Below are 20,399 nucleotides of genomic sequence, written 5' to 3'. Positions count from 1 at the left end.
GTTTGTGCCGGTTTGAACTGGCGGCTATCGTGACGTGGCTGTCAACAAACAAGGAGATAACAGCATGAAATGTGGAATCAAAGCACTGTTAATTACGCTGGCTATTGCCACCACCGGGATGAGCGCGGGCGCGATGGCGTCGGCTCCCGCCGCCAAATCACAAACTACCCAGAGCAAGTCCGACGCGGCAGCGCCGGTGCAAGGGCAAACCAAAGCGATTGACGCCGGTAAAAATGCGGATGATGACGGTACGCGGGTCAGTATCAATTCTGCCTCTGCGGAAGATCTGGCCCGCGCGATGAATGGTGTCGGCCTGAAAAAAGCGCAGGCCATCGTCAGCTACCGCGAAGAGTATGGTCCTTTCAAAACGGTCGACGATCTCAAACAGGTGCCGGGCATGGGCAGCGCGCTGGTTGAGCGCAACCTCTCACACCTGACATTGTAATTACGCAATTTCTTGCACTGCGGCAAAATTTTGCCAGGATAAAGAGGTCATACCAGTTATGACCTCTCATCCTACAATAACAGTAAAGGCTATTGCGCTATGCAGACAAAAATCAAAGTACGCGGTTTTCATCTCGACGTTTATCAGCATGTGAACAATGCCCGCTATCTTGAGTTTCTTGAAGAAGCGCGGTGGGACGGGCTGGAAAATAGCGAAAGCTTTCAGTGGCTGACCGCGCACAACATCGCGTTCGTGGTCGTCAATATCAATATCAACTACCGCCGTCCGGCCGTGCTGGGCGATGTGCTCACGGTGACAAGCCAGGTGCAGCAAATCAATGGCAAAAGCGGGGTGTTAAACCAGGTGGTGACGCTCGATCCAGAAGGGCAGGTGGTGGCTGATGCGCTGATCACCTTTGTCTGTATCGATCTGAAAACGCAGAAAGCGCTGCCGCTGGAAGGGGAGCTGCGTGAAAAGCTGGAGTTGATGATCGCGTAAGACTTGTTAAGGCGTACTCGTGCTGTCGACACCCGTTTTGCGACAGCACGGTCAAGTAGCCCTATTTAAGGCCGGTCTTTTTCTGCATTGCGGCCATCACGCCGGCTTTATCGGCAAGATAGTGGTTCAGTCCGTTAGCGCGAAGATTACAGGCCGCGCACTGGCCGCAACCGTCGCCTTTGATACCGTTATAGCAGGTGAGCGTTTCGCTGCGAACCAGGTCCAGCTTGCCCCAGTAATCCGCCAGCGCCCAGGTTTCGGCTTTATCCAGCCACATGAGCGGAGTTTCAAAGCGCGTCTCTTTCGCCATCCCCAGATTGACGGCGTGGTTTAGCGCTTTCACGAACTCATCACGACAGTCCGGGTAGCCGGAGAAGTCGGTCTCGCAAACGCCCGTAATCACCGCTTCGGCTTTTACCTGATAGGCATAGATCGCCGTCAGGGTCAGGAAGAGGATATTACGGCCCGGCACGAAGGTATTCGGAATGCCGCTGGCATCAGGTTCGTAGTCCGGGACGGGAATACTGTCGCGTGTGAGGCTGCTCACGGCCAGTTCATTTAACAGCGTAACGTCCAGCACCTTGTGCGCGCGTGCACCCAGTTTCAGGGCAAGTTCACGGGCAACGTCGATTTCAGCGCGGTGGCGCTGACCATAATCGAAAGTGACACAGTGAACTTCATCGTACTGATGAAGGGCCTGAACCAGGCAGGTAGTAGAGTCTTGTCCTCCGCTGAACACGACGACGGCACGTTTCATAAATCATCTCGACTGTTACGGTAAAAACGTTATGTTACCGTCTGCCTGTGGCGGCGACCAGCTTCTTCACGATTTAGGGGCGGGAAGCCAGGCTTCGGTAAAGTCAAACCAGCCGCGGGTATTGAGGCGTATACCATTCACGCCAGGCGGAGCACTGATTTGGTATTGATAATTAAAAAGTGGCGTCAGCACCGCACTCTCCATTAGCCGGTTAAAGATGGCTTGCAGCCCCGCGTGCCTATCCCGCGCCTCTGCCTGCGTCTGTACCGCATCCAGCGTCGCTTGCAAATGGGCGTAAGCCGGTGCGCTAAGAACGTGCGGCCAGAGGGCATCGCAGCGCAGCCACTGTTCCAGCGTATATTCTGGCGCTTCGCCAATAAGCCTGTCGCCCATCATGATGTCTGCATCGGCAAGCTCCAGGCATCCGTCCCACGTCTTGGCGTCGTGAAAGATGACGGTCAGTTCACAACCCTGTAGCGCCAGGTATGCCTTCAACTGGCTGGCCATGGTGTGAAGCTCAACAGGGAGATGATAAACCAGCGTCAATGCTTCAGGGAGGGTTACGCCCGATAAATCAGGCCATTCGGGGATGGTCCAGCCGGGAAGCAGTTCCTGAGTTGGCGTGATGAGCCCTTCGTTTAGTGGAAGGGTGTGGAGAAGCCGGGAGAGATGAATGATATTGATAAGCCGCTTTGCCTGGAGCTCACTCAGGCGTGCGCTCTGTTTTAACGTAAGGTAACAGAACCCCAGGCTGGTGCTGCTGCTTACCAGCCGCAGACTTTCCAGCTCGTCGGCCTCGCCGATCGCGATTTGCACCGGGTGACGACAGCTGGTACCCAGCCTGTAATCAAAAAGCTGGGGTGTGATCCAATATTCGATGGCTTTGAGCAGCGGATGACTCAGGTGATACTGCTCATGGCTTTCCAGACGAACCAGGTCGGGCTCAAAGGCAACCAGCCGAAAGGGGCCAGAGCCAACCGAAGGATGGTCGGGATGCGCCAGATGGCTACAGTAGGTTGCCAGCCTGTGCGGTAGCCAGTAGTCAGGTTGATGCAGCGTAAACGTCAGACACTGTGGATGCGTTGTCTCAATATTTAAGACGCTCTGTAACAGGGTGCGCAGGGCGGGGAGCGTCAACAGCGCTGTCAGACTTCGCTGGAGTTGCGCCGTTTCTATTTTATCGCCGTTATGCCAGTGCAGGGTGGAGCGAATGTAGAAATGCCAGCGCATGCCGTCAGCAGAGACATCCCAGTGATGCGCCAGATCGCCCGTGGGTTCACTGCTGTTACCGTTAAAACGCGTCAAGCCTGAGAACACCTGTCCTGCCAGATGCTGCTCCGCCCGACCAGGTAAAAAACCCGGCTGCAGCGGCTCCAGGGAGCGATAGTAGGGAATGCGCAGCGTCGGCGTATCGTTTTGCCACTGCCCGCCCAAAAAAGGATGCAGTAATGATCGCAGCGCTTCAGGGGCAAGCTGGGCCAGTTCCAGCGCGTTATGCTGCTGCCCGCTCTTCAGCGCCTCCTCCATCATCGCATTGCGCAGTGACCCCGGCGCGACATGAAACGTCAGCTCACCGCGCTTACCGCGGCCAGACTGCGCTCGCCAGCTCAGCCAGCCCGCCTCCTGGGCCTGACGCAGCAACGTTCGGACATGCCGCTCGCTGCAAAAACAGCGGGCAGCCAGCTCGCTGATAGTGACCTGTTGAGTTGCACCCAGGGAAGGCTGCCAGAGGCGGTGATACTGATTGAGTCGATTGAGCTGGCGCATAAGAAACCCGGAACAATAATTTTCATCTATTCACTATTACTTCCGTATATCTCACACGATACTGATGCACAAGTTAACCGCATCACATTTCGGGAGTAATCATGGCTCGGCTCGCTGCATTTGATATGGACGGTACGCTGTTAATGCCGGATCACCGTTTAGGGGAAAAAACCCTGAACACGCTGAAACGCCTGCACGAGCGTGATGTTACCCTGACGTTTGCCACTGGCCGCCATGTGCTGGAGATGCGCCATCTGCTTGGTGCGTTTGCCCTCGATGCCTTTCTGATTACCGGCAACGGGACGCGAATTCATTCTATAGAAGGCGATGTACTGCACCGTCAGGATCTCAATCCGGAAGTGGCGGATATCGTGCTGCACAGCACCTGGGACACGAAGGCCAGTATCCACGTCTTTAACGATCGAGGTTGGTTTACCGGAAGCGAAATCCCGGAATTATTGCACGCGCATGTATACAGCGGCTTCAGGTACCAGCTTATCGATCTGCGTCGGATCCCCGCCCATGCGGTCACTAAGATCTGTTTCTGTGGCGATCACGACGATCTGTGTCGCTTACGGATTCAGCTGAATGAGGCGCTAGGCGACCGGGCGCATCTGACCTTCTCGGCGGTTGATTGTCTGGAAGTGCTGCCGGTGGGCTGTAACAAAGGTTCCGCTCTGGCGGTTCTGAGCGACCACCTGGGCTTAACGCTCCAGGAGTGTATGGCGTTTGGTGATGCCATGAACGACCGCGAAATGCTGGGTAGCGTAGGTCGCGGTCTGATCATGGGAAATGCGATGGCGCAGCTGAAAGCAGAACTTCCCCATCTGCCGGTTATTGGCCACTGCCGCAATGAAGCAGTGTCTCATTTTTTGACTCATTGGCTGGACAACAACAATCTCCCGTATTCCCCCGAATAGTGAGACCCTTCCAGCAAGCCAGACTTCGGTCTGGCTTTTTTTATTTCACCAGTTCTGCAATCTGCGCTTTCCACGGGGCGATATCGCCGATGTTGGCCTGCACCCACTCCGCATTGTAGTAAGTTTCAAGGTAGCGCTCTCCACTGTCGCACAGCAGCGTGACGATGGAACCGGTGCGGCCCTCTTCGCGCATGCGTGCGGCAAGCTGCAGTGCTCCCCACATATTGGTGCCCGTCGATGCGCCCACTTTGCGGCCCAGCTGCGTTTCCAGCCAGTGTGCCGTTGCCACGCTTGCGGCATCTGCCACGCGCATCATCTCGTCCACCACGTCGGGGATGAAAGAGGGCTCCACGCGCGGGCGGCCAATCCCTTCAATTTTACTGCCCACCGGGCTGCGCAGGCCGGCATCGCGATTTTGCCAGTAGTCGAGGAACACGGAGTTTTGCGGGTCAACCACCATCAGCTGGGTATCGTAACCCTGACAGCGGATGTAGCGTCCGATCGTGGCTGACGTGCCGCCGGTACCGGCGCTCATGACGATATAGGACGGAACCGGATGTGGTTCGTGGGTCATCTGGCGGAAAATACTGTCGGCAATGTTGTTATTGCCGCGCCAGTCCGTCGCGCGCTCGGCGAAGGTGAACTGGTCCATATAGTGGCCGTTCAGCTCGCGGGCCAGCATTTCAGAAGCGGCGTAGATTTCGCAGGCGCTTTCCACAAAGTGGCAGCGTCCGCCGTAAAACTCGATCTGTTCAATTTTGCGTTTTGCGGTGCAGGACGGCATCACCGCGATAAACGGCAGGCCCAGCAGGCGGGCAAAATAGGCTTCGGACACCGCCGTTGAACCGGAAGAAGATTCAATGATAGTCGTGCCTTCTTTAATCCAGCCGTTACATAAACCGTATAAAAACAGCGAGCGCGCCAGGCGATGCTTCAGGCTGCCGGTAGGATGGGTGCTTTCATCTTTCAGATAGAGCTGAATGCCGTCAAATCCCGGCAGGGAAAGGCGAATCAGGTGCGTATCCGCCGAGCGCTGATAGTCGGCATTGATTTCGCTGATCGCATGTTTAACCCAGGTGCTATTCATCATCGTTATCCGTTTGTCATTTTGTGCCTAGGATAGCGAAAAGCACAGAAAAAATTGTTGCTATCTGGCCTTTAAAATAGAATGAAGGGAGAAAAATTTTCTCTGAGAGGTGGGGATGCTAGATAAAATTGACCGCAAGCTCCTTTCATTGCTGCAAAGTGACTGTACCCTCTCTTTGCAGGCGCTGGCAGATGCCGTTAATCTGACCACCACCCCGTGCTGGAAGCGTCTTAAGAAGCTGGAAGATGACGGTATTCTTCTGGGGCGCGTCGCGTTGTTAGATCCCGAAAAGCTGGGGCTTGGGTTGACGGCATTTGTGCTGATAAAAACCCAGCATCACAGCAGCGAGTGGTATTGCCGCTTCGTCACTCAGGTGTCTGAGATGCCCGAAGTGCTCGGTTTCTGGCGCATGGCCGGAGAGTATGATTACCTGATGCGCGTCCAGGTGGCCGACATGAAGCGCTATGATGACTTCTACAAGCGGCTGGTGAACAGCGTGCCGGGGTTATCGGACGTCACCTCAAGCTTCGCCATGGAACAGATTAAATACACCACAGCATTACCTATTGAATAACTTCGTAAAATACCTTCAGGAACAAACCGCGTGCGATTATTTGCCCAATTAAGCTGGTACTTTCGTCGGGAGTGGCAACGCTACCTCGGTGCAGTCGCCCTGCTTATTATCATTGCCATCCTGCAGCTGATCCCGCCGAAAGTGGTGGGGTACGTCGTGGATGGCGTCACCGAACAGCATTACACCACCGCACGGGTGTTGATGTGGGTTGGCACGCTGGTGCTGACGGCAGTCATTGTTTATCTGCTGCGCTACGTCTGGCGCGTGCTGCTGTTTGGTGCGTCCTATCAGCTGGCCGTTGAGCTACGTGAAGATTTTTACCGCCAGCTGAGCCGACAGCATCCCGAATTTTATCTGCGCCATCGCACCGGGGATCTCATCGCCCGCGCGACGAACGACGTTGATCGCGTGGTCTTTGCCGCCGGGGAAGGGGTGCTGACGCTGGTGGACTCGCTGGTGATGGGCTGTGCGGTGCTGATCGTGATGTCCACGCAGATCAGCTGGCAGTTGACCCTGCTGGCCCTGCTGCCGATGCCGCTCATGGCGCTGGCGATTAATCGCTATGGTGAACAGCTACACGAGCGTTTTAAGCTGGCGCAGGCGGCGTTTTCGTCGCTGAACGATCGCACCCAGGAGAGCATGACCAGCATCCGCATGATCAAAGCGTTTGGTCTGGAAGACCGGCAGTCTGCGCTGTTTGCCGCCGATGCGGCAGACACGGGGGCGAAAAACATGCGCGTCGCGCGTATCGACGCCCGTTTCGATCCGACGATTTATATCGCAATCGGCATGGCAAATATGTTGGCCATTGGCGGCGGAAGCTGGATGGTTGTGCAGGGCGCGCTTTCCCTGGGGCAATTGACAAGCTTTGCGATGTATCTGGGTCTCATGATCTGGCCGATGCTGGCGCTGGCCTGGATGTTTAACATCGTGGAGCGCGGCAGCGCCGCCTACAGCCGTATTCGCGCCATGCTGGCCGAAGCGCCGGTGGTCAATGACGGCAGCGAAGTCGTACCGGAAGGACGCGGCGTCATGCATGTCGACGTCCGCAAGTTTGTCTATCCACAAACGGAGCATCCGGTGCTGGAGAACGTCAGCTTTACGCTTCAGCCGGGCCAGATGCTGGGCATCTGCGGCCCGACGGGATCCGGTAAAAGTACCGTGCTCTCTCTGCTCCAGCGCCACTTTGACGTCACAGAGGGCGATATTCGTTTCCATGATATCCCCCTGACGAATCTGCTGCTGGACGATTGGCGTGGTCGACTGGCGGTCGTCAGCCAGACGCCGTTTTTATTTTCGGATACCGTGGCGAACAACATCGCCCTTGGCCGCCCTGGGGCGACGCAGGAAGAGATTGAACACGTGGCGCGTCTGGCCAGCGTTCATGATGATATTTTGCGTCTGCCGCAGGGGTACGAGACGGAAGTCGGGGAACGCGGCGTCATGCTGTCCGGCGGGCAAAAACAGCGTATCTCCATTGCCCGCGCGCTGCTGCTGAATGCTGAAATCCTGATTCTGGATGATGCACTTTCCGCCGTGGACGGCCGTACCGAGCATCAAATTCTGCATAACCTGCGCCAGTGGGGCGACGGACGCACGGTCATTATCAGCGCTCACCGTTTGTCTGCGCTAACCGAAGCCAGCGAAATTCTGGTCTTGCAGCACGGGCACATTGCCCAGCGCGGGCAGCATGAAACGCTTGCCGAGCAGCCGGGCTGGTATCGCGATATGTACCGCTATCAACAGCTTGAGGCGGCGCTGGACGATGCGCCGGAAGAAGATGAGGAGGCCGCCAATGCGTAAGCTCGGAACGATGTGGCCGACGCTCAAACGTCTGCTGGCCTACGGCTCGCCGTGGCGTAAACCGCTCTCCGTTGCCGTGCTTTTACTCTGGATTGCGGCGATTGCTGAAGTGAGCGGTCCTTTGCTCATTAGCTACTTCATTGACAATATGGTCGCCAAAAGCTATCTGCCCCTGGGGCTTGTGGCGGGGTTAGGCGTGGCCTACGTTGGCCTTCAGCTGGCGGCGGCAGGGCTGCACTATGCTCAGTCGCTGCTGTTTAACCGGGCTGCCGTGGGCGTCGTGCAGCAGTTGCGCACCGACGTCATGGACGCGGCGCTTCGCCAGCCGCTCAGCGAGTTTGATATCCAGCCGGTCGGGCAGGTAATTTCGCGCGTGACCAACGATACCGAGGTGATCCGCGATCTGTACGTCACCGTTGTGGCGACCGTATTGCGCAGCGCGGCGCTGATTGGCGCGATGCTGGTGGCGATGTTCAGCCTTGACTGGCGCATGGCGCTGGTGGCGATCACCATCTTCCCGGCGGTGTTGATCGTCATGGTGATATACCAGCGTTACAGCACGCCGATTGTGCGCCGGGTTCGCGCCTATCTGGCCGACATCAACGATGGCTTCAACGAAGTGATTAACGGCATGAGCGTCATCCAGCAGTTCCGCCAGCAGGCCCGCTTTGGCGAACGCATGGGGGAAGCCAGCCGTTCGCACTACATGGCGCGTATGCAGACGCTGCGGCTTGATGGTTTCCTGCTGCGTCCGCTGCTGAGCCTTTTCTCGGCGCTGGTGCTTTGCGGGCTGCTGATGCTCTTTGGGCTGAGCTCAAACGGTACGATTGAGGTGGGCGTGCTGTACGCCTTTATTAGCTATCTGGGACGCCTTAACGAGCCCTTGATCGAGCTCACCACCCAGCAATCGATGCTGCAGCAGGCGGTGGTCGCCGGTGAGCGCGTGTTTGAGCTGATGGACAGGCCGCGTCAGGCCTACGGCAATGACGAGCAACCTCTGCAAAGCGGGACTATCGCCTTTGATAACGTCTCGTTTGCCTATCGCGAAGATCGGCTGGTGCTGCAGGACATCACGCTTGACGTTCCGTCGCGCGGTTTCGTGGCGCTGGTGGGGCATACCGGCAGCGGTAAGAGCACGCTAGCCAGCCTGTTGATGGGCTATTACCCGGTCACGCGCGGCGAAATCCGCCTCGACGGGCGCCCGCTCGCGTCTCTCAGCCACACCGTGTTGCGTAAAGGCGTCGCGATGGTGCAACAGGATCCGGTCGTGCTGGCCGATACCTTCTACGCCAACGTGACTCTGGGACGAGACTACACTCAGGAACAGGTCTGGGACGTGCTGGAAAAAGTGCAGCTGGCAGAGCTTGCGCGCGGGTTTAGCGATGGGATCAATACGAAACTGGGCGAGCAGGGGAACAATCTCTCCGTCGGACAAAAACAGCTCCTGGCGCTGGCGCGGGTGCTCATTGAAACGCCGCAGATCCTGATTCTGGATGAAGCCACGGCCAGTATTGACTCCGGCACCGAGCAGGCCATCCAGCAGGCACTCTCCGCCGTACGCGACCATACGACGCTGGTGGTGATTGCCCACCGTCTTTCCACCATCGTCGATGCCGATACCATTCTGGTGCTACATCGCGGACAGGCCGTTGAACGTGGTACCCACCGTGAACTGCTGGAAGCAAAAGGGCGCTACTGGCAGATGTACCAGCTGCAGCTGGCGGGCGAAGAGCTGGCGGCCAGCGTGCGCGATGAAGAGTCGCTTAGCGCCTGATGCACCAAAATGAGGCGGCGCGCTAACAGTCATTCCTGTTGGTGCAAAACTGAAACGCACCATGCACCGGCATGGTGCGTTTTTTTTCACCAGTTCGTTTATCAAGGCCGTGTAATGCTCTGTGCGCCGCCGTTCCTCCTCGTTTGCATTTCTGGCACATCCCTTGCAATACCTTCTGCGTAAGCTACGGCCATTACCGAATTCTGACTGGAGGGGATCTATGAAGCTGGTTACGGTTGTAATCAAACCATTCAAACTCGAAGACGTGCGTGAAGCGTTGTCTTCAATGGGTATTCAGGGACTGACTGTCACCGAAGTGAAAGGCTTTGGTCGCCAGAAGGGTCATGCCGAGCTTTATCGCGGGGCGGAATACAGCGTTAACTTTCTGCCAAAAGTAAAAATTGATGTCGCGATTGCTGACGATCAGCTTGATGAAGTCATTGATGTCATTAGCAAAGCGGCCTACACCGGCAAAATTGGCGACGGCAAAATTTTCGTTGCCGAACTGCAGCGCGTCATTCGCATCCGTACCGGCGAATCTGACGAAGCGGCATTGTAAATAACGCCTGGCACACAGTGATAGGGATCGAGAAAATGAAGATAGCAACACTTAAAACGGGTCTGGGTTCGCTGGCGCTGCTGCCGGGCCTGGCGCTGGCTGCTGCCCCTGCGGTGGCTGATAAAGCCGATAACGCCTTTATGATGATCAGCACCGCGCTGGTGCTGTTTATGTCCATTCCGGGCATTGCGCTGTTTTACGGCGGCCTGATCCGTGGCAAAAACGTTCTCTCCATGCTGACGCAGGTTGCCGTGACGTTTGCGCTGGTCTGCGTGCTGTGGGTGGTTTACGGTTACTCGCTGGCGTTCGGCACTGGCAACGCGTTCTTTGGTAACTTCGACTGGGTGATGCTGAAAAATATTGAGCTGACCGCGCTGATGGGCAGCTTCTATCAGTATATTCACGTGGCGTTCCAGGGCTCCTTCGCCTGTATTACCGTCGGGCTGATTGTGGGCGCGCTGGCGGAGCGTATTCGTTTCTCTGCTGTTCTGATCTTCGTAGTGGTCTGGATGACGCTCTCCTATGTGCCGATTGCGCACATGGTCTGGGGTGGCGGTCTGCTGGCAACGCACGGTGCGCTGGACTTCGCGGGCGGTACCGTTGTACACATCAACGCCGCGGTAGCGGGTCTGGTGGGGGCCTACCTGATTGGCAAACGCGTGGGCTTCGGTAAAGAAGCGTTTAAACCGCACAACCTGCCGATGGTGTTTACCGGTACTGCTATCCTCTACTTTGGCTGGTTTGGCTTCAACGCCGGCTCTGCGAGTGCGGCCAACGAAATCGCCGCGCTGGCCTTCGTGAACACCGTTGTAGCCACGGCGGGTGCAATCCTCTCCTGGGTGTTTGGCGAGTGGGCGGTGCGCGGTAAACCTTCCCTGCTGGGTGCCTGTTCAGGTGCGATTGCCGGTCTGGTTGGTATCACCCCTGCGTGTGGTTATGTCGGTGTCGGCGGTGCGCTGCTGGTCGGCCTGGTGTCGGGTCTGGCGGGTCTGTGGGGCGTCACCGCACTGAAACGTGTGCTGCGCGTCGACGACCCATGCGATGTATTCGGCGTGCACGGCGTGTGCGGCATAGTCGGTTGTATCATGACCGGTATCTTCGCGGCGAAATCGCTCGGTGGCGTGGGTTACGCGGAAGGTGTCACCATGGTTCATCAGGTGCTGGTGCAGCTGGAAAGTATTGCTATCACCGTTGTCTGGTCTGCTGTTGTGGCCTTCATTGGCTATAAGCTGGCGGATATGACGGTGGGTCTGCGCGTACCGGAAGAGCAGGAGCGCGAAGGTCTGGACGTCAACAGCCACGGCGAGAATGCGTATAACGCCTGATAAACTGCAAAACGGCAACTTCGGTTGCCGTTTTTAATGTGTATTCCCTCTCCCGGTGGGAGAGGGTCAGGGGGAGGGCATCAGGCCGCACACAATCACCCGCGATTACGCATCACCCCTTCCTGCACCGTCGAAGCGACCAGCACGCCGTCCTGAGTATAAAATTCTCCACGCACAAATCCGCGCGCGCTCGACGCTGACGTGCTCTCCACGCTGTAAAGCAGCCACTCATTCATGTTGAACGGACGGTGGAACCACATGGAGTGATCGATCGTCGCGACCTGCATCCCTTTTTCCAGGAAACCAACGCCGTGCGGCTGCAGCGCCACCGGCAGGAAGTTGAAGTCAGATGCATAGCCCAGCAGATACTGATGGACGCGGAAATCTTCCGGCACGGTCCCGTTGGCACGGATCCAAACCTGGCGTTTCGGCTCGGCGGTATGGCCTTTCATCGGGTTGTGGAACTCAACCGGGCGGATCTCCAGCGGCTTATCGCAGAGAAACTTCTCTTTGACCTGAGGGGGAAGCAGATGCGCCAGCGCGCGAGCAATATCCGTCTCTGATTTTAAAGAGTCAGGTGACGGAGCCGGGGGCATCACTTTCTGATGCTCGTAGCCCGGCTCCGGCGCCTGGAAAGAGGCCGTCATGTAAAAGATCGGCTTGCCGCTCTGAATGGCCGCTACGCGGCGCGCGCTGAAGCTGTTGCCGTCTCGCAGAACTTCAACGTCATACACAATCGGTTTTGCGCTATCGCCAGGGCGTAAGAAGTAGCTGTGGAATGAATGGACCAGACGGTCTGCCGGGACAGTCTCCTTTGCTGCGTACAGTGCTTGTCCGACGACTTGCCCCCCGAATACCTGGCGTAAGCCGAGATCTTCGCTCTGTCCGCGAAAGAGTCCTTCCTCAATTTTTTCCAGATTTAGTAATGTCAGCAGATTGTTCAGTGCCTGACTCATAGTTGTCCTCAATAAACGCCGCAGCGAAAGATAGGCAGAGTATAACGCAGAAATGAAAGTGGTCCGATGGGTAGAATAATCTGAATATCGGCACGTTTTCAGGCATAAATCGGTGATCTGTGCCACACTTGAATACGTTATGTGATTGAAACGACATCGGATGGGATCGATCCCGCTGGTGCATTGATAAGGAGACTTCAATGAAACTCGTGCCCATGCTTAGTGGTGTAGCTATTGCGGTGGCGTTGTCCGCCTGTGCCGGTAAGAGCGCCCAGGTGCCGGTTCCAGCTGCAGATCCGAACGGGATTAACACCCTTTCACAGCAGTCCATTCAGCAGCCTAACGTTTCCGGTACAATCTGGATCAAGCAGAGAGTCGCTCTGCCACCGGACGCGGTACTAACGGTAACGCTGTCTGATGCTTCCCTGGCCGACGCGCCGTCTAAAGTCGTGGCCCAGCGTGCGGTCCGTACAGAAGGTAAGCAGGCGCCATTTAGCTTCGTGTTGCCGTATAACCCGTCGGACGTGCAGCCTAACGCCCGTATTCTGCTGAGTGCAGCGGTAACCATCAACGGTAAGCTGGTCTTTATCACCGATACGGTTCAGGAAGCAATCAACAACGGTGGGACAAAAATCGACCTGAACCTGGTGCCGGTGCAGCAGACCGAAGTACCGGTCGCACCGCAGACCAATCAGCCGTCTCTGCCAACCCCACCGACTCAGATGTAATTCCTGCATTTCCCCTCTCCTCCGGGAGAGGGGTCAATATATCCAGCGAAACTTCTGCAAATCAATCTGACCCGACCCTGTCACCTGGACACCCTCTGAAAGTAACGCCTGACGCTGACGCTGAAGATCCGGCCCGGTGAGCGAAATGTTCCCATGACGATTCACCACGCGATGCCAGGGCAACGTACTGCCTTCCGGTAGCCGTTTCAGGACGCCTCCAACCTGTCGCGCCGCGCGCGGGGAACCGGCCAGGCGCGCAACATCACCATAGGTAGTGACATAGCCTTCCGGGATTGAGGCCACGATTTGCCATACGCGCTGTGGAAAGGAGTCGTGTTCGTCCATACCTTCACCTGTGGGGGGAGTTTCTGGAACGCTATGGTAAACGAAGATCTTCATGATTGCTGCGCCTGTTTGCGCAAGAAACCAGCATCCGGTTCCTGGTCACTTGCAATTGGGCTTTAGCACAGGGATAATGCGCCAGCGCGTTGGTTATCAACGCTCTCAATGGGGGCTCTGTTGGTTCTCCCGCAACGCTACTCTGTTCACCAGGTCAGGTCCGGAAGGAAGCAGCCAGGGCAGACGACGTGTGTGCCGGGATGTAGCTGGCAGGGCCCCCACCCATTTGTGCTCCCAATAACTCCTGTTTTCAGTGTTTACCTGGTGCGGCGCAAGTGGCGTATCAATGCCTGCTGGATGTGAGCAGCTTGATGCTGTCGATCACGAGATGCGGTTTCCCACTAACCGTATATTTTTTCATTTATGAGTACTCAGAAATGGATAATTCTCTCAGACGTTTGTCACCTTTATTGAAAAGTGCCGTAGGAACGCCAGGTAAAGCAGGAAACTTTCAGCGCGACGTGATTATCGTGCAATACCTGTTTAATCTCATTAAGCCTATCATCCAGTATGACATCCCAGAAGATGGGATTATTTCCCCGACATTGATCAGAACCATCAGCCAGTTTCAGTCCATTCATTTGCGTTTCCAGCATCCCGATGGGGTTATTGAGCCAGAAGGGAAGACTTTCCGTGGATTAGTTGCTGCTGCGATGAAATATCCCCTTGCGTCTCAACAATCGTCTTTCACGTCTTCATTTTTTAGGCAACCTTCTGCCAATGAAAATAGCGTCCGTCAGCTGGTTAACGATTATCTGAGAAAAGAGCGCTACAACGTAGCAGATGAAACCCTTGAGCGAAGCAAGCTGATGGCGCCTGGAATTGATGGGGCTGTATCGCTGACGGAACAGGACTTTACTGAAGCTTGGGAAAATCTTAATCGTCGGGTAGAACTGAATATCATCAAAGCTTTTTCTATTGTGGAGTCGGGCGGACGATCTGGGTTTAATGCTTTAAATCTACCGATTATTGCGTATGAAGGGCATATTTTCCGTAAATACACCAAAAGGAAATACGATCAAACCCACCCTTTCTTGTCTTATAAATATGTAAAGAAAGCGGGTCCGGAATGGCAAAAAAACAATATCGACCAGCTTTCTGCATGGAATACCCTGGCGAAGGCTTACGCACTTGATGCCGAAGCTGCGATAAAATCGTGTTCATGGGGGATGTTCCAGATTATGGGGTTTAATTACGAATCGTGCGGTTATAAAGATCTCGGCACATTTTTAAAAGATATGAAGTCTAATGCCGGTAAGCAATTAAATGCTTTTTTACATTTGTGCAATAAGAACAGCTCACTACTGTCGGCAATGGTAAATAAGGACTTTTATAATATGGCATTCAACTATAACGGAAACGATTTCGGTGATTATGACGTTAAAATTCGCAGAACGTATGAAAGCCTGGAGAAGGGGCGGAGATGAAAATTAAAATGATGCGCATAGTTTGCGGTTTTTCAGTCTTAATGGCGGCGTTTTCTTCGTATGCCACGACGCTACAGTCTGGCGTATATGAAGGTTTGTTACTCGCCGTCTCACCGACGGGCAATATCACCGGGTATTACTCTGAATCGGCTGAAGACAGCGTAAAACGTACCTGCACTTTCTTTCTGACAGGCCATGTTTCAGCGCAACAGCCAGACACCATCACTTCATGGTCTTCATCTGTGCTCGCGGGCCATATTGCCGCGAATACCGCGGGTGTCACATTAACCATTCCTGATGGGCAAAACCATGCTGGGTGTATGAATGTGCTGATGCCTGAAATTGCGACAGGTCTGGAACTGGAGAGGACGCGGCAGACACAGTGGCAAACGCTGATGACGGTAAGCAGCCCGCGGGCTTATCTGAGCTCCACGCCTGATGCCGCGACCCGGCGTAAAGCCTGGATCGTTAAAGGAGACGTAGTAGGGGTAATACAAACCCAGGCTGGCTGGGCAGAGGTAGAGTTTGTCGCCCCTAGCGGAAAAACGACGCACGGCTGGGTGAATAGCAATGACGTTCAGCCGTTAACGCCTCCTGCATCCTGATCGATTTATTTCTCCCCCTGAATTCAATATTGCCGGGCGATGCTTTCGCATCGGCAATCTCATTAAGCTAATCCGTAACGCTATTTTCCCCGCATGACCGCACCCTATGACACTGAAAATAAGAGTATAGCTAGCCGTCAAGGGCCCACCCATTTGTGCGACAGATATTCCGCTCCCGCTTCACGGTAGATGAGATCGAACATGCCCGTCGTATGGCCCTGGCAGGTAAAATTGAAGCGTTCACACAATTTGTGAACTCTTGCCGGAGCGTGATCAAAAACTATGAGCCGCCAGTGTTCAAGTACACAGGGGAAAATGTGGTCGCTTTATCTTCTTGTACGGCGGTATCTTTAAGGACTGCGGTTAGTCGTCCGTATTATGGTTATGTTAAAAAAGCCGTAAAAGATGAACAGCCAGAAGACCTATTTACAGTCAAAGGAAGCAATACGAACCTCCAACCACTGATTGAAGAGGTTGGGCGATCCTACATTGTAGTGGAAAATGTAGCTAAGATGGAGTTTGGTCAAAAGCCATACAAAGCCGGGTCAGCCCCGGTTTTTTTGTGTCTGTCGCATGAGAAAACGGCTTGTCAGTGTATACTTTTGGTGATACAAAATCATTGCCCCACCGCTTTTTAGTGCATTGAAATACATAGGTTTCGTTAGAAAAAGCTTAGCTGGCAGGGCCCCCACCCATTTCCGCCCTCATAAAATCTTCCTGCTTTCACCTCTCACTTTTGACTGCTATCCCACAATAATATGATGCCTATATCGTGTAATATATATTTCATCGCGCTGAAATATTATTGTCATAAACCTGTAATAATAGACTGTCATTTTATAATTGGACGTCTATTTTCTTCCATAACTCGAAAAAATTTATATCTGGATAACATTGTTAACTTCGTGTATTAAATAAAGTACTTATTCCGAAGGGAAGTGACAAACATGGCTACAGCGGTATTAAACGTTAAGATTGATGACGCGCTAAAAGAAAGGCTTCGCCACTATGCGGAACTCAATAACGAGAATTTAAGCGTGACAACAGAGAAACTGCTGCTGCTGGCATTCGAAGCAGTAGAAGAGGCGGGAGTATCGGAAGAGGATATTGATAATCAGCATACGGAAGAAGAGAGTGTTTCTCCTTTTACTCCTAAAGAAATCAAGGCTCTGCGTAAACTTCTGAAGAAGAGAAAATGAAACAACAACTGTCAACTGCCAGTGACTACAACGAGGCCTGCGATCTGTTGCGTTCAGGCTACGTGAAGCATGTACGTCTTGGCTGGAATGTTGGAAGCGATGAGTTCTTTCGTATTGCGTCTGACTGGTGTGATACCGGTGCAAAAATAAAGAAAGACGGTGATAATTTCGTTATTTCACTAAAAGGCTTTCCTATTCCTCCTCAACATTAAACACTGACCAGTGAAAACTGCTGACTGCATATATTACAGTCAGCAGTTTTTATTTTATGATCTGCTTCAAATATTTTAATATTAGATTACGCTGCGTTTTAACGATGGCACGTTTTTATTCAGGGCGAGCCATAACGGTTTGATCCTCAGTAACGCCTGCTCAAGCTCTGTCGATTCCAGCGAGAAGGGCATACGTAAATAGCGGTCAAACGCCCCCGATAAACCAAATCGCGTCCCGGTTCCAAGGTTAATCCCGATTATTTCTGCCCGTGCGGCAAGCTGTGTCGCCAGCATGCCCGGTAGCTCTATCCAGTAGGAGAGCCCGCCTTCCGCCTCGTGGAATTTCCACTCCGGGAAATGTTCTCGCAGCAGGTCACCGCATCGATCGCGCCGTTCCGCTAGCATCTTCCGGCGTGCGGGCAGAAACGTCTCGCTGTTGTTAATGAGCCACTGCATTGCCAGCTGTTCCAGCAGCGGCGAGCCTAAATCCAGCGTATCCCGCGTCTGGGCAAGCGTGGCGATGGTGCGCGATGAGGCGCGGATCCAGCCTAGACGCAGCCCTCCCCAGAAGCTTTTGCCGGCGGAGCCTAAAGTGATGACGGTGGCCTGCGGGTTGAAGGCAGCCAGCGGTGGCGGGGGAGGCGCATCAAACCAGAGATCCACCATCGTTTCATCCACCACCAGCGCCGTGCGGGTTTGGGCTGCAATATCCGTGATAGCCTGACGGGTGGCAATATCCATACAGCGCCCGGTCGGATTATGAAAATCCGGCATCAGGTACGCCAGGCGCGGCGCGGTTTGGGCAAGTGTTGCGGCAAAGCCATCCGTATCCCAACCGGTTTCCGGCAGCGACACCCCCACGGGCCGACACTGCGCGCCCTGAATGGCGGCAATCGCCAGCGGATAGGTGGGATGATCGACCACGACGCGATCCCCGGGCCCGGTCATCATCCGCAGGACCAGCGCGAAGCCGCTGACGGCGCCATTGACCACCATCACTTCGTCCGCGCGGGTGGGAAGACCACGCGCGGTATAGCGTGCAGCGATGGCTTCCCGCAGCGTCGGCAGCCCTAGCTGATCGTAGCCCGTCAGCGAGAGATGCTGGGTAATGGCCGTGAGCGCATGGGTATACGCCTGATGGATCTCCGGCCCGGCATTGAGGGCGGCAGTGGAGAGATCCAGTGCCGCGCTCGCCGCGGAAAGAGTGGGAACGGCACGCGTATCCGGGAGGATCACGCGTGACCCGCTGCCGTGGCGGCTTTCAAGATATCCCTCTTCACGCAGATGGGCGAGCGCGCTGCTGACGGTGGTACGGCTCACGTCCAGCGCCGCGGCCAGCTCACGCTCGCCCGGCAGCCGCGTATTCAGTGCCAGCCGTCCATCAAGGATTAATAAACGCAGCGCGTCGGCCAGCTGTCGCCAGAGCGGGGTTCGGGATGAAGCTTGTTGCCAGTGGCCTAAAAGGCGTACCAGAGACTGGCTTCCGAAGCGGCGTGATGACATATGCAGTCCACTATTTGAAAACTGGACATTAATCATAGTGCCATTTTAGGTCAGGATGAAAGCCTGGTTCACTGGAGAAGATAAAAATGGTACGTCGTCTGCTACAACTCTATGTCGGTTTAGGACTGTATGGCCTGTCCACCGCGATGTTTATTCGTTCCGATTTGGGCGTCGACCCCTGGGATGTATTTCACCTTGGGGTGGGGTTACAGCTGGGAATGACTATCGGAACGGTGATTATTGTGACCGGCGCTGCGGTGCTGCTGCTGTGGATCCCGCTGCGCCAGATGCCGGGGCTTGGCACGATCAGTAACGTGATTTGTATCGGTCTGGCGGCGGACGCCAGCATGGCGCTTATCCCGGAACTGGAATCGTTACCCGTTCGAATCGCTTTCCTGGTGTCGGGCATCGTGATGAACGCGATTGCGACCAGCATGTACATCGGGGCCGGTTTCGGGCCAGGCCCGCGCGACGGTCTGATGACCGGCATTCACGCCCGGCTGGGGTGGTCCATTCGTAGCGTGCGCACCTCAATTGAAGTGTCCGTCCTGCTGATTGGGTGCGTGCTTGGCGGCACCTTTGGCGTGGGAACCGTACTTTATGCCCTGACCATTGGCCCGCTTATCCAGCTCTGTCTGCCCTGGTTCCGCCAGAAGCCGCGCATTGCGGAAATACCCCAGCCGGAGCGGGTTGTTTAATTTTGCGAAGCGCTCACATGTTTTAACGGCGTCGCTGTGCCACAATAATGGGCCCCGACTCACGCGATGCCACAATGCATGAAAGCTATCACTCTCTATGATGTCGCCCTCCTTGCGGGGGTTTCTTATCAGACCGTTTCTCGCGTCATTAACGACGCGGAGCATGTTTCTGCCCGCACGCGGGAAAAGGTGCAGCAGGCGATGGCGGAGCTACACTACGTGCCTAACCTGCGCGCACAGCAGCTGGCGGGTAAACGCACCCGCACGCTGGGACTTATCACCACCGATCTGGCCCTGCATGCGCCCTCGCAAATTGTGTCGGCGGTAAAATCCCGCGCGGCGGAACAGGGGGCGAGCGTTCTTATCTCCATGGTGGAACAGCCGCAGCACTGTCAGGTCGCGCTTCAGGCGCTACTGGCGCAGCGGGTGGACGCGCTGCTGGTGAATGTTCCGCTTGACGATCGTGACGCTGAAGAACTCAGGGCACTGGCGTCGCCCGTCCCGGTGCTGTTCCTCGATGTGGCGCCTTCAGCGCGGGTAAACAGCCTCGTGTTTAACGCGGAGCAGGGGGCGCGTCTGGGCGTTGAGCATCTGCTTTCGCTGGGGCATCGACATATTGCTCTGCTGAGCGGGCCGGAAAGCTCGGTCTCTGCTCGGGCGCGTCTGGCGGGGTGGAGAGCCGCTCTGGCCCGCGCGGGGTATGAAGCCGCTGAGGTGGCTTACGGTGACTGGAGCGCCGCAAGCGGCTATGAGAAAGGGCATGTTCTTCTGTCGGGGACGGTATTACCGGATGCCATTCTGGTGGCTAACGATCAGATGGCGCTCGGGGTAATGCGCGCCTGCGCGGAAAAAGGGGTCGCTATTCCTGGCCAGATGTCGGTGGTCGGGTTTGACGATACGGCCGACAGCGCCTGGTTTTCCCCGCCGCTGACGACCATTCGTCAGGCGTTTCGCGATGCGGGTGAACGCAGCGTGGAATGGCTGCTGGCCCCCACCGGGGAGGAGGCGTGCTGGCAGGTTCAACTGCCGGTGACGCTGGTTACCCGTCATTCAAGCGCACGCCGCAACCCTAAGCAGGCTGAACGCGAGGATCTGGCGGAGCAGCTGAGAAGCCTGGCACTCCTTGCCGAGCAGATTGCCCGCAAATAAAACTTTGTGATCTG

General features: G+C 55.4%; 22 protein-coding genes and 1 other RNA gene. 17 read left to right on the top strand and 6 right to left on the bottom strand.

What is annotated here, in order from left to right; all coding sequences use genetic code 11:
• Positions 1-64 precede the first annotated feature (64 nt).
• Together UR504_RS06700 and UR504_RS06695 are read left to right on the top strand one after the other, a co-directional pair.
• Positions 65-445: a helix-hairpin-helix domain-containing protein gene (locus UR504_RS06700; RefSeq protein ID WP_133293886.1), complete on the top strand. Its 381-nt coding sequence runs from the start codon at positions 65-67 to the stop codon at positions 443-445.
• Positions 446-544: 99 nt separating this feature from the next.
• Complete coding sequence (locus UR504_RS06695) at positions 545-943, top strand: YbgC/FadM family acyl-CoA thioesterase (RefSeq protein WP_136195263.1); 399 nt, start codon at positions 545-547, stop codon at positions 941-943.
• Positions 944-1,004: 61 nt separating this feature from the next.
• Here the strand turns inward: UR504_RS06695 and queC are convergent, their stop codons facing one another.
• Entirely contained in the window at positions 1,005-1,700 is a 696-nt protein-coding gene (gene queC, locus UR504_RS06690) for a 7-cyano-7-deazaguanine synthase QueC (RefSeq protein WP_008503311.1), read from the bottom strand.
• A 66-nt stretch (positions 1,701-1,766) separates the two neighbouring features.
• Positions 1,767-3,467 (bottom strand): SgrR family transcriptional regulator, encoded by a 1,701-nt coding sequence (locus UR504_RS06685; RefSeq protein ID WP_302234249.1) that lies wholly within the window; start codon positions 3,465-3,467, stop codon positions 1,767-1,769.
• Positions 3,468-3,568: 101 nt separating this feature from the next.
• Here UR504_RS06685 and cof point away from each other — a divergent pair, with 101 nt between their 5' ends.
• Positions 3,569-4,387, top strand: coding sequence for an HMP-PP phosphatase (cof, locus tag UR504_RS06680; RefSeq protein ID WP_302234251.1), 819 nt, complete (start codon positions 3,569-3,571; stop codon positions 4,385-4,387).
• 40 nt (positions 4,388-4,427) lie between these two features.
• Here cof and UR504_RS06675 read toward each other — a convergent pair whose 3' ends face one another.
• Entirely contained in the window at positions 4,428-5,477 is a 1,050-nt protein-coding gene (locus UR504_RS06675; protein ID WP_220353779.1) for a PLP-dependent cysteine synthase family protein, read from the bottom strand.
• Positions 5,478-5,589: 112 nt separating this feature from the next.
• Between UR504_RS06675 and UR504_RS06670 the strand changes: the two genes are divergently transcribed.
• From UR504_RS06670 to amtB, 5 genes are all read left to right on the top strand, one after another.
• Positions 5,590-6,048, top strand: a complete 459-nt coding sequence (locus tag UR504_RS06670) for an Lrp/AsnC family transcriptional regulator (RefSeq protein ID WP_008503307.1) — start codon at positions 5,590-5,592, stop codon at positions 6,046-6,048.
• Positions 6,049-6,078: 30 nt separating this feature from the next.
• On the top strand, positions 6,079-7,851 hold the full coding sequence (locus UR504_RS06665) for a SmdA family multidrug ABC transporter permease/ATP-binding protein (protein ID WP_320739489.1): 1,773 nt from the start codon (positions 6,079-6,081) through the stop codon (positions 7,849-7,851).
• Positions 7,844-9,625, top strand: coding sequence for a SmdB family multidrug efflux ABC transporter permease/ATP-binding protein (locus UR504_RS06660; RefSeq protein ID WP_302234257.1), 1,782 nt, complete (start codon positions 7,844-7,846; stop codon positions 9,623-9,625). Before UR504_RS06665 ends, UR504_RS06660 begins: the two co-directional genes overlap by 8 nt.
• Positions 9,626-9,845: 220 nt before the next feature.
• On the top strand, positions 9,846-10,184 hold the full coding sequence (glnK, locus tag UR504_RS06655) for a P-II family nitrogen regulator (RefSeq protein ID WP_008503304.1): 339 nt from the start codon (positions 9,846-9,848) through the stop codon (positions 10,182-10,184).
• Between the two features lie 35 nt (positions 10,185-10,219).
• Positions 10,220-11,509 (top strand): ammonium transporter AmtB, encoded by a 1,290-nt coding sequence (amtB, locus tag UR504_RS06650; protein ID WP_115874359.1) that lies wholly within the window; start codon positions 10,220-10,222, stop codon positions 11,507-11,509.
• 95 nt (positions 11,510-11,604) lie between these two features.
• Here the strand turns inward: amtB and tesB are convergent, their stop codons facing one another.
• The gene (gene tesB, locus UR504_RS06645; protein ID WP_023310585.1) at positions 11,605-12,465 is read right to left on the bottom strand and encodes an acyl-CoA thioesterase II; all 861 of its coding nucleotides are present in this window, start codon (positions 12,463-12,465) and stop codon (positions 11,605-11,607) included.
• A 200-nt stretch (positions 12,466-12,665) separates the two neighbouring features.
• On the opposite strand from tesB, the gene UR504_RS06640 reads away from it, so the two are divergent.
• Positions 12,666-13,193 (top strand): YbaY family lipoprotein, encoded by a 528-nt coding sequence (locus UR504_RS06640; RefSeq protein WP_024906833.1) that lies wholly within the window; start codon positions 12,666-12,668, stop codon positions 13,191-13,193.
• 33 nt (positions 13,194-13,226) lie between these two features.
• On the opposite strand, the gene UR504_RS06635 is transcribed toward UR504_RS06640, so the two are convergent.
• Positions 13,227-13,592, bottom strand: coding sequence for an MGMT family protein (locus UR504_RS06635; protein WP_252076085.1), 366 nt, complete (start codon positions 13,590-13,592; stop codon positions 13,227-13,229).
• Between the two features lie 118 nt (positions 13,593-13,710).
• Between UR504_RS06635 and ffs the strand changes: the two genes are divergently transcribed.
• From ffs to UR504_RS06605, 6 genes are all read left to right on the top strand, one after another.
• Positions 13,711-13,807, top strand: an RNA gene (ffs, locus tag UR504_RS06630) — signal recognition particle sRNA small type.
• A gap of 60 nt (positions 13,808-13,867) precedes the next feature.
• Positions 13,868-15,019 carry an N-acetylmuramidase family protein gene (locus tag UR504_RS06625; protein WP_320739485.1) on the top strand — a complete coding sequence of 384 codons (1,152 nt, stop codon included), beginning with the start codon at positions 13,868-13,870 and terminating at the stop codon, positions 15,017-15,019.
• The gene (locus tag UR504_RS06620; RefSeq protein WP_320739484.1) at positions 15,016-15,624 is read left to right on the top strand and encodes a hypothetical protein; all 609 of its coding nucleotides are present in this window, start codon (positions 15,016-15,018) and stop codon (positions 15,622-15,624) included. Before UR504_RS06625 ends, UR504_RS06620 begins: the two co-directional genes overlap by 4 nt.
• Before the next feature lie 155 nt (positions 15,625-15,779).
• Positions 15,780-16,262, top strand: coding sequence for a hypothetical protein (locus UR504_RS06615; RefSeq protein WP_302234267.1), 483 nt, complete (start codon positions 15,780-15,782; stop codon positions 16,260-16,262).
• A gap of 309 nt (positions 16,263-16,571) precedes the next feature.
• Positions 16,572-16,823: a hypothetical protein gene (locus tag UR504_RS06610; RefSeq protein WP_032638522.1), complete on the top strand. Its 252-nt coding sequence runs from the start codon at positions 16,572-16,574 to the stop codon at positions 16,821-16,823.
• The gene (locus UR504_RS06605) at positions 16,820-17,035 is read left to right on the top strand and encodes a hypothetical protein (RefSeq protein WP_023310588.1); all 216 of its coding nucleotides are present in this window, start codon (positions 16,820-16,822) and stop codon (positions 17,033-17,035) included. The genes UR504_RS06610 and UR504_RS06605 overlap by 4 nt, the downstream gene beginning before the upstream one ends.
• A gap of 81 nt (positions 17,036-17,116) precedes the next feature.
• Here the strand turns inward: UR504_RS06605 and UR504_RS06600 are convergent, their stop codons facing one another.
• A complete protein-coding gene (locus UR504_RS06600) occupies positions 17,117-18,538 on the bottom strand; it encodes a PLP-dependent aminotransferase family protein (RefSeq protein WP_133293893.1) in 1,422 nt (473 codons plus the stop codon).
• Positions 18,539-18,624: 86 nt separating this feature from the next.
• Here UR504_RS06600 and UR504_RS06595 point away from each other — a divergent pair, with 86 nt between their 5' ends.
• Positions 18,625-19,236 carry a YczE/YyaS/YitT family protein gene (locus UR504_RS06595; RefSeq protein ID WP_111963402.1) on the top strand — a complete coding sequence of 204 codons (612 nt, stop codon included), beginning with the start codon at positions 18,625-18,627 and terminating at the stop codon, positions 19,234-19,236.
• Positions 19,237-19,314: 78 nt separating this feature from the next.
• Positions 19,315-20,385 (top strand): LacI family DNA-binding transcriptional regulator, encoded by a 1,071-nt coding sequence (locus UR504_RS06590; protein WP_302234273.1) that lies wholly within the window; start codon positions 19,315-19,317, stop codon positions 20,383-20,385.
• The last annotated feature ends 14 nt before the right edge of the window (positions 20,386-20,399 follow it).

It is taken from the genome of Enterobacter sp. 241F3 (assembly GCF_034106785.1).
Lineage (GTDB): Bacteria > Pseudomonadota > Gammaproteobacteria > Enterobacterales > Enterobacteriaceae > Enterobacter > Enterobacter vonholyi.
The sequence above is the reverse complement of the archived record's forward strand: the minus strand, read 5'-3'. Positions and strand labels throughout refer to the sequence as shown.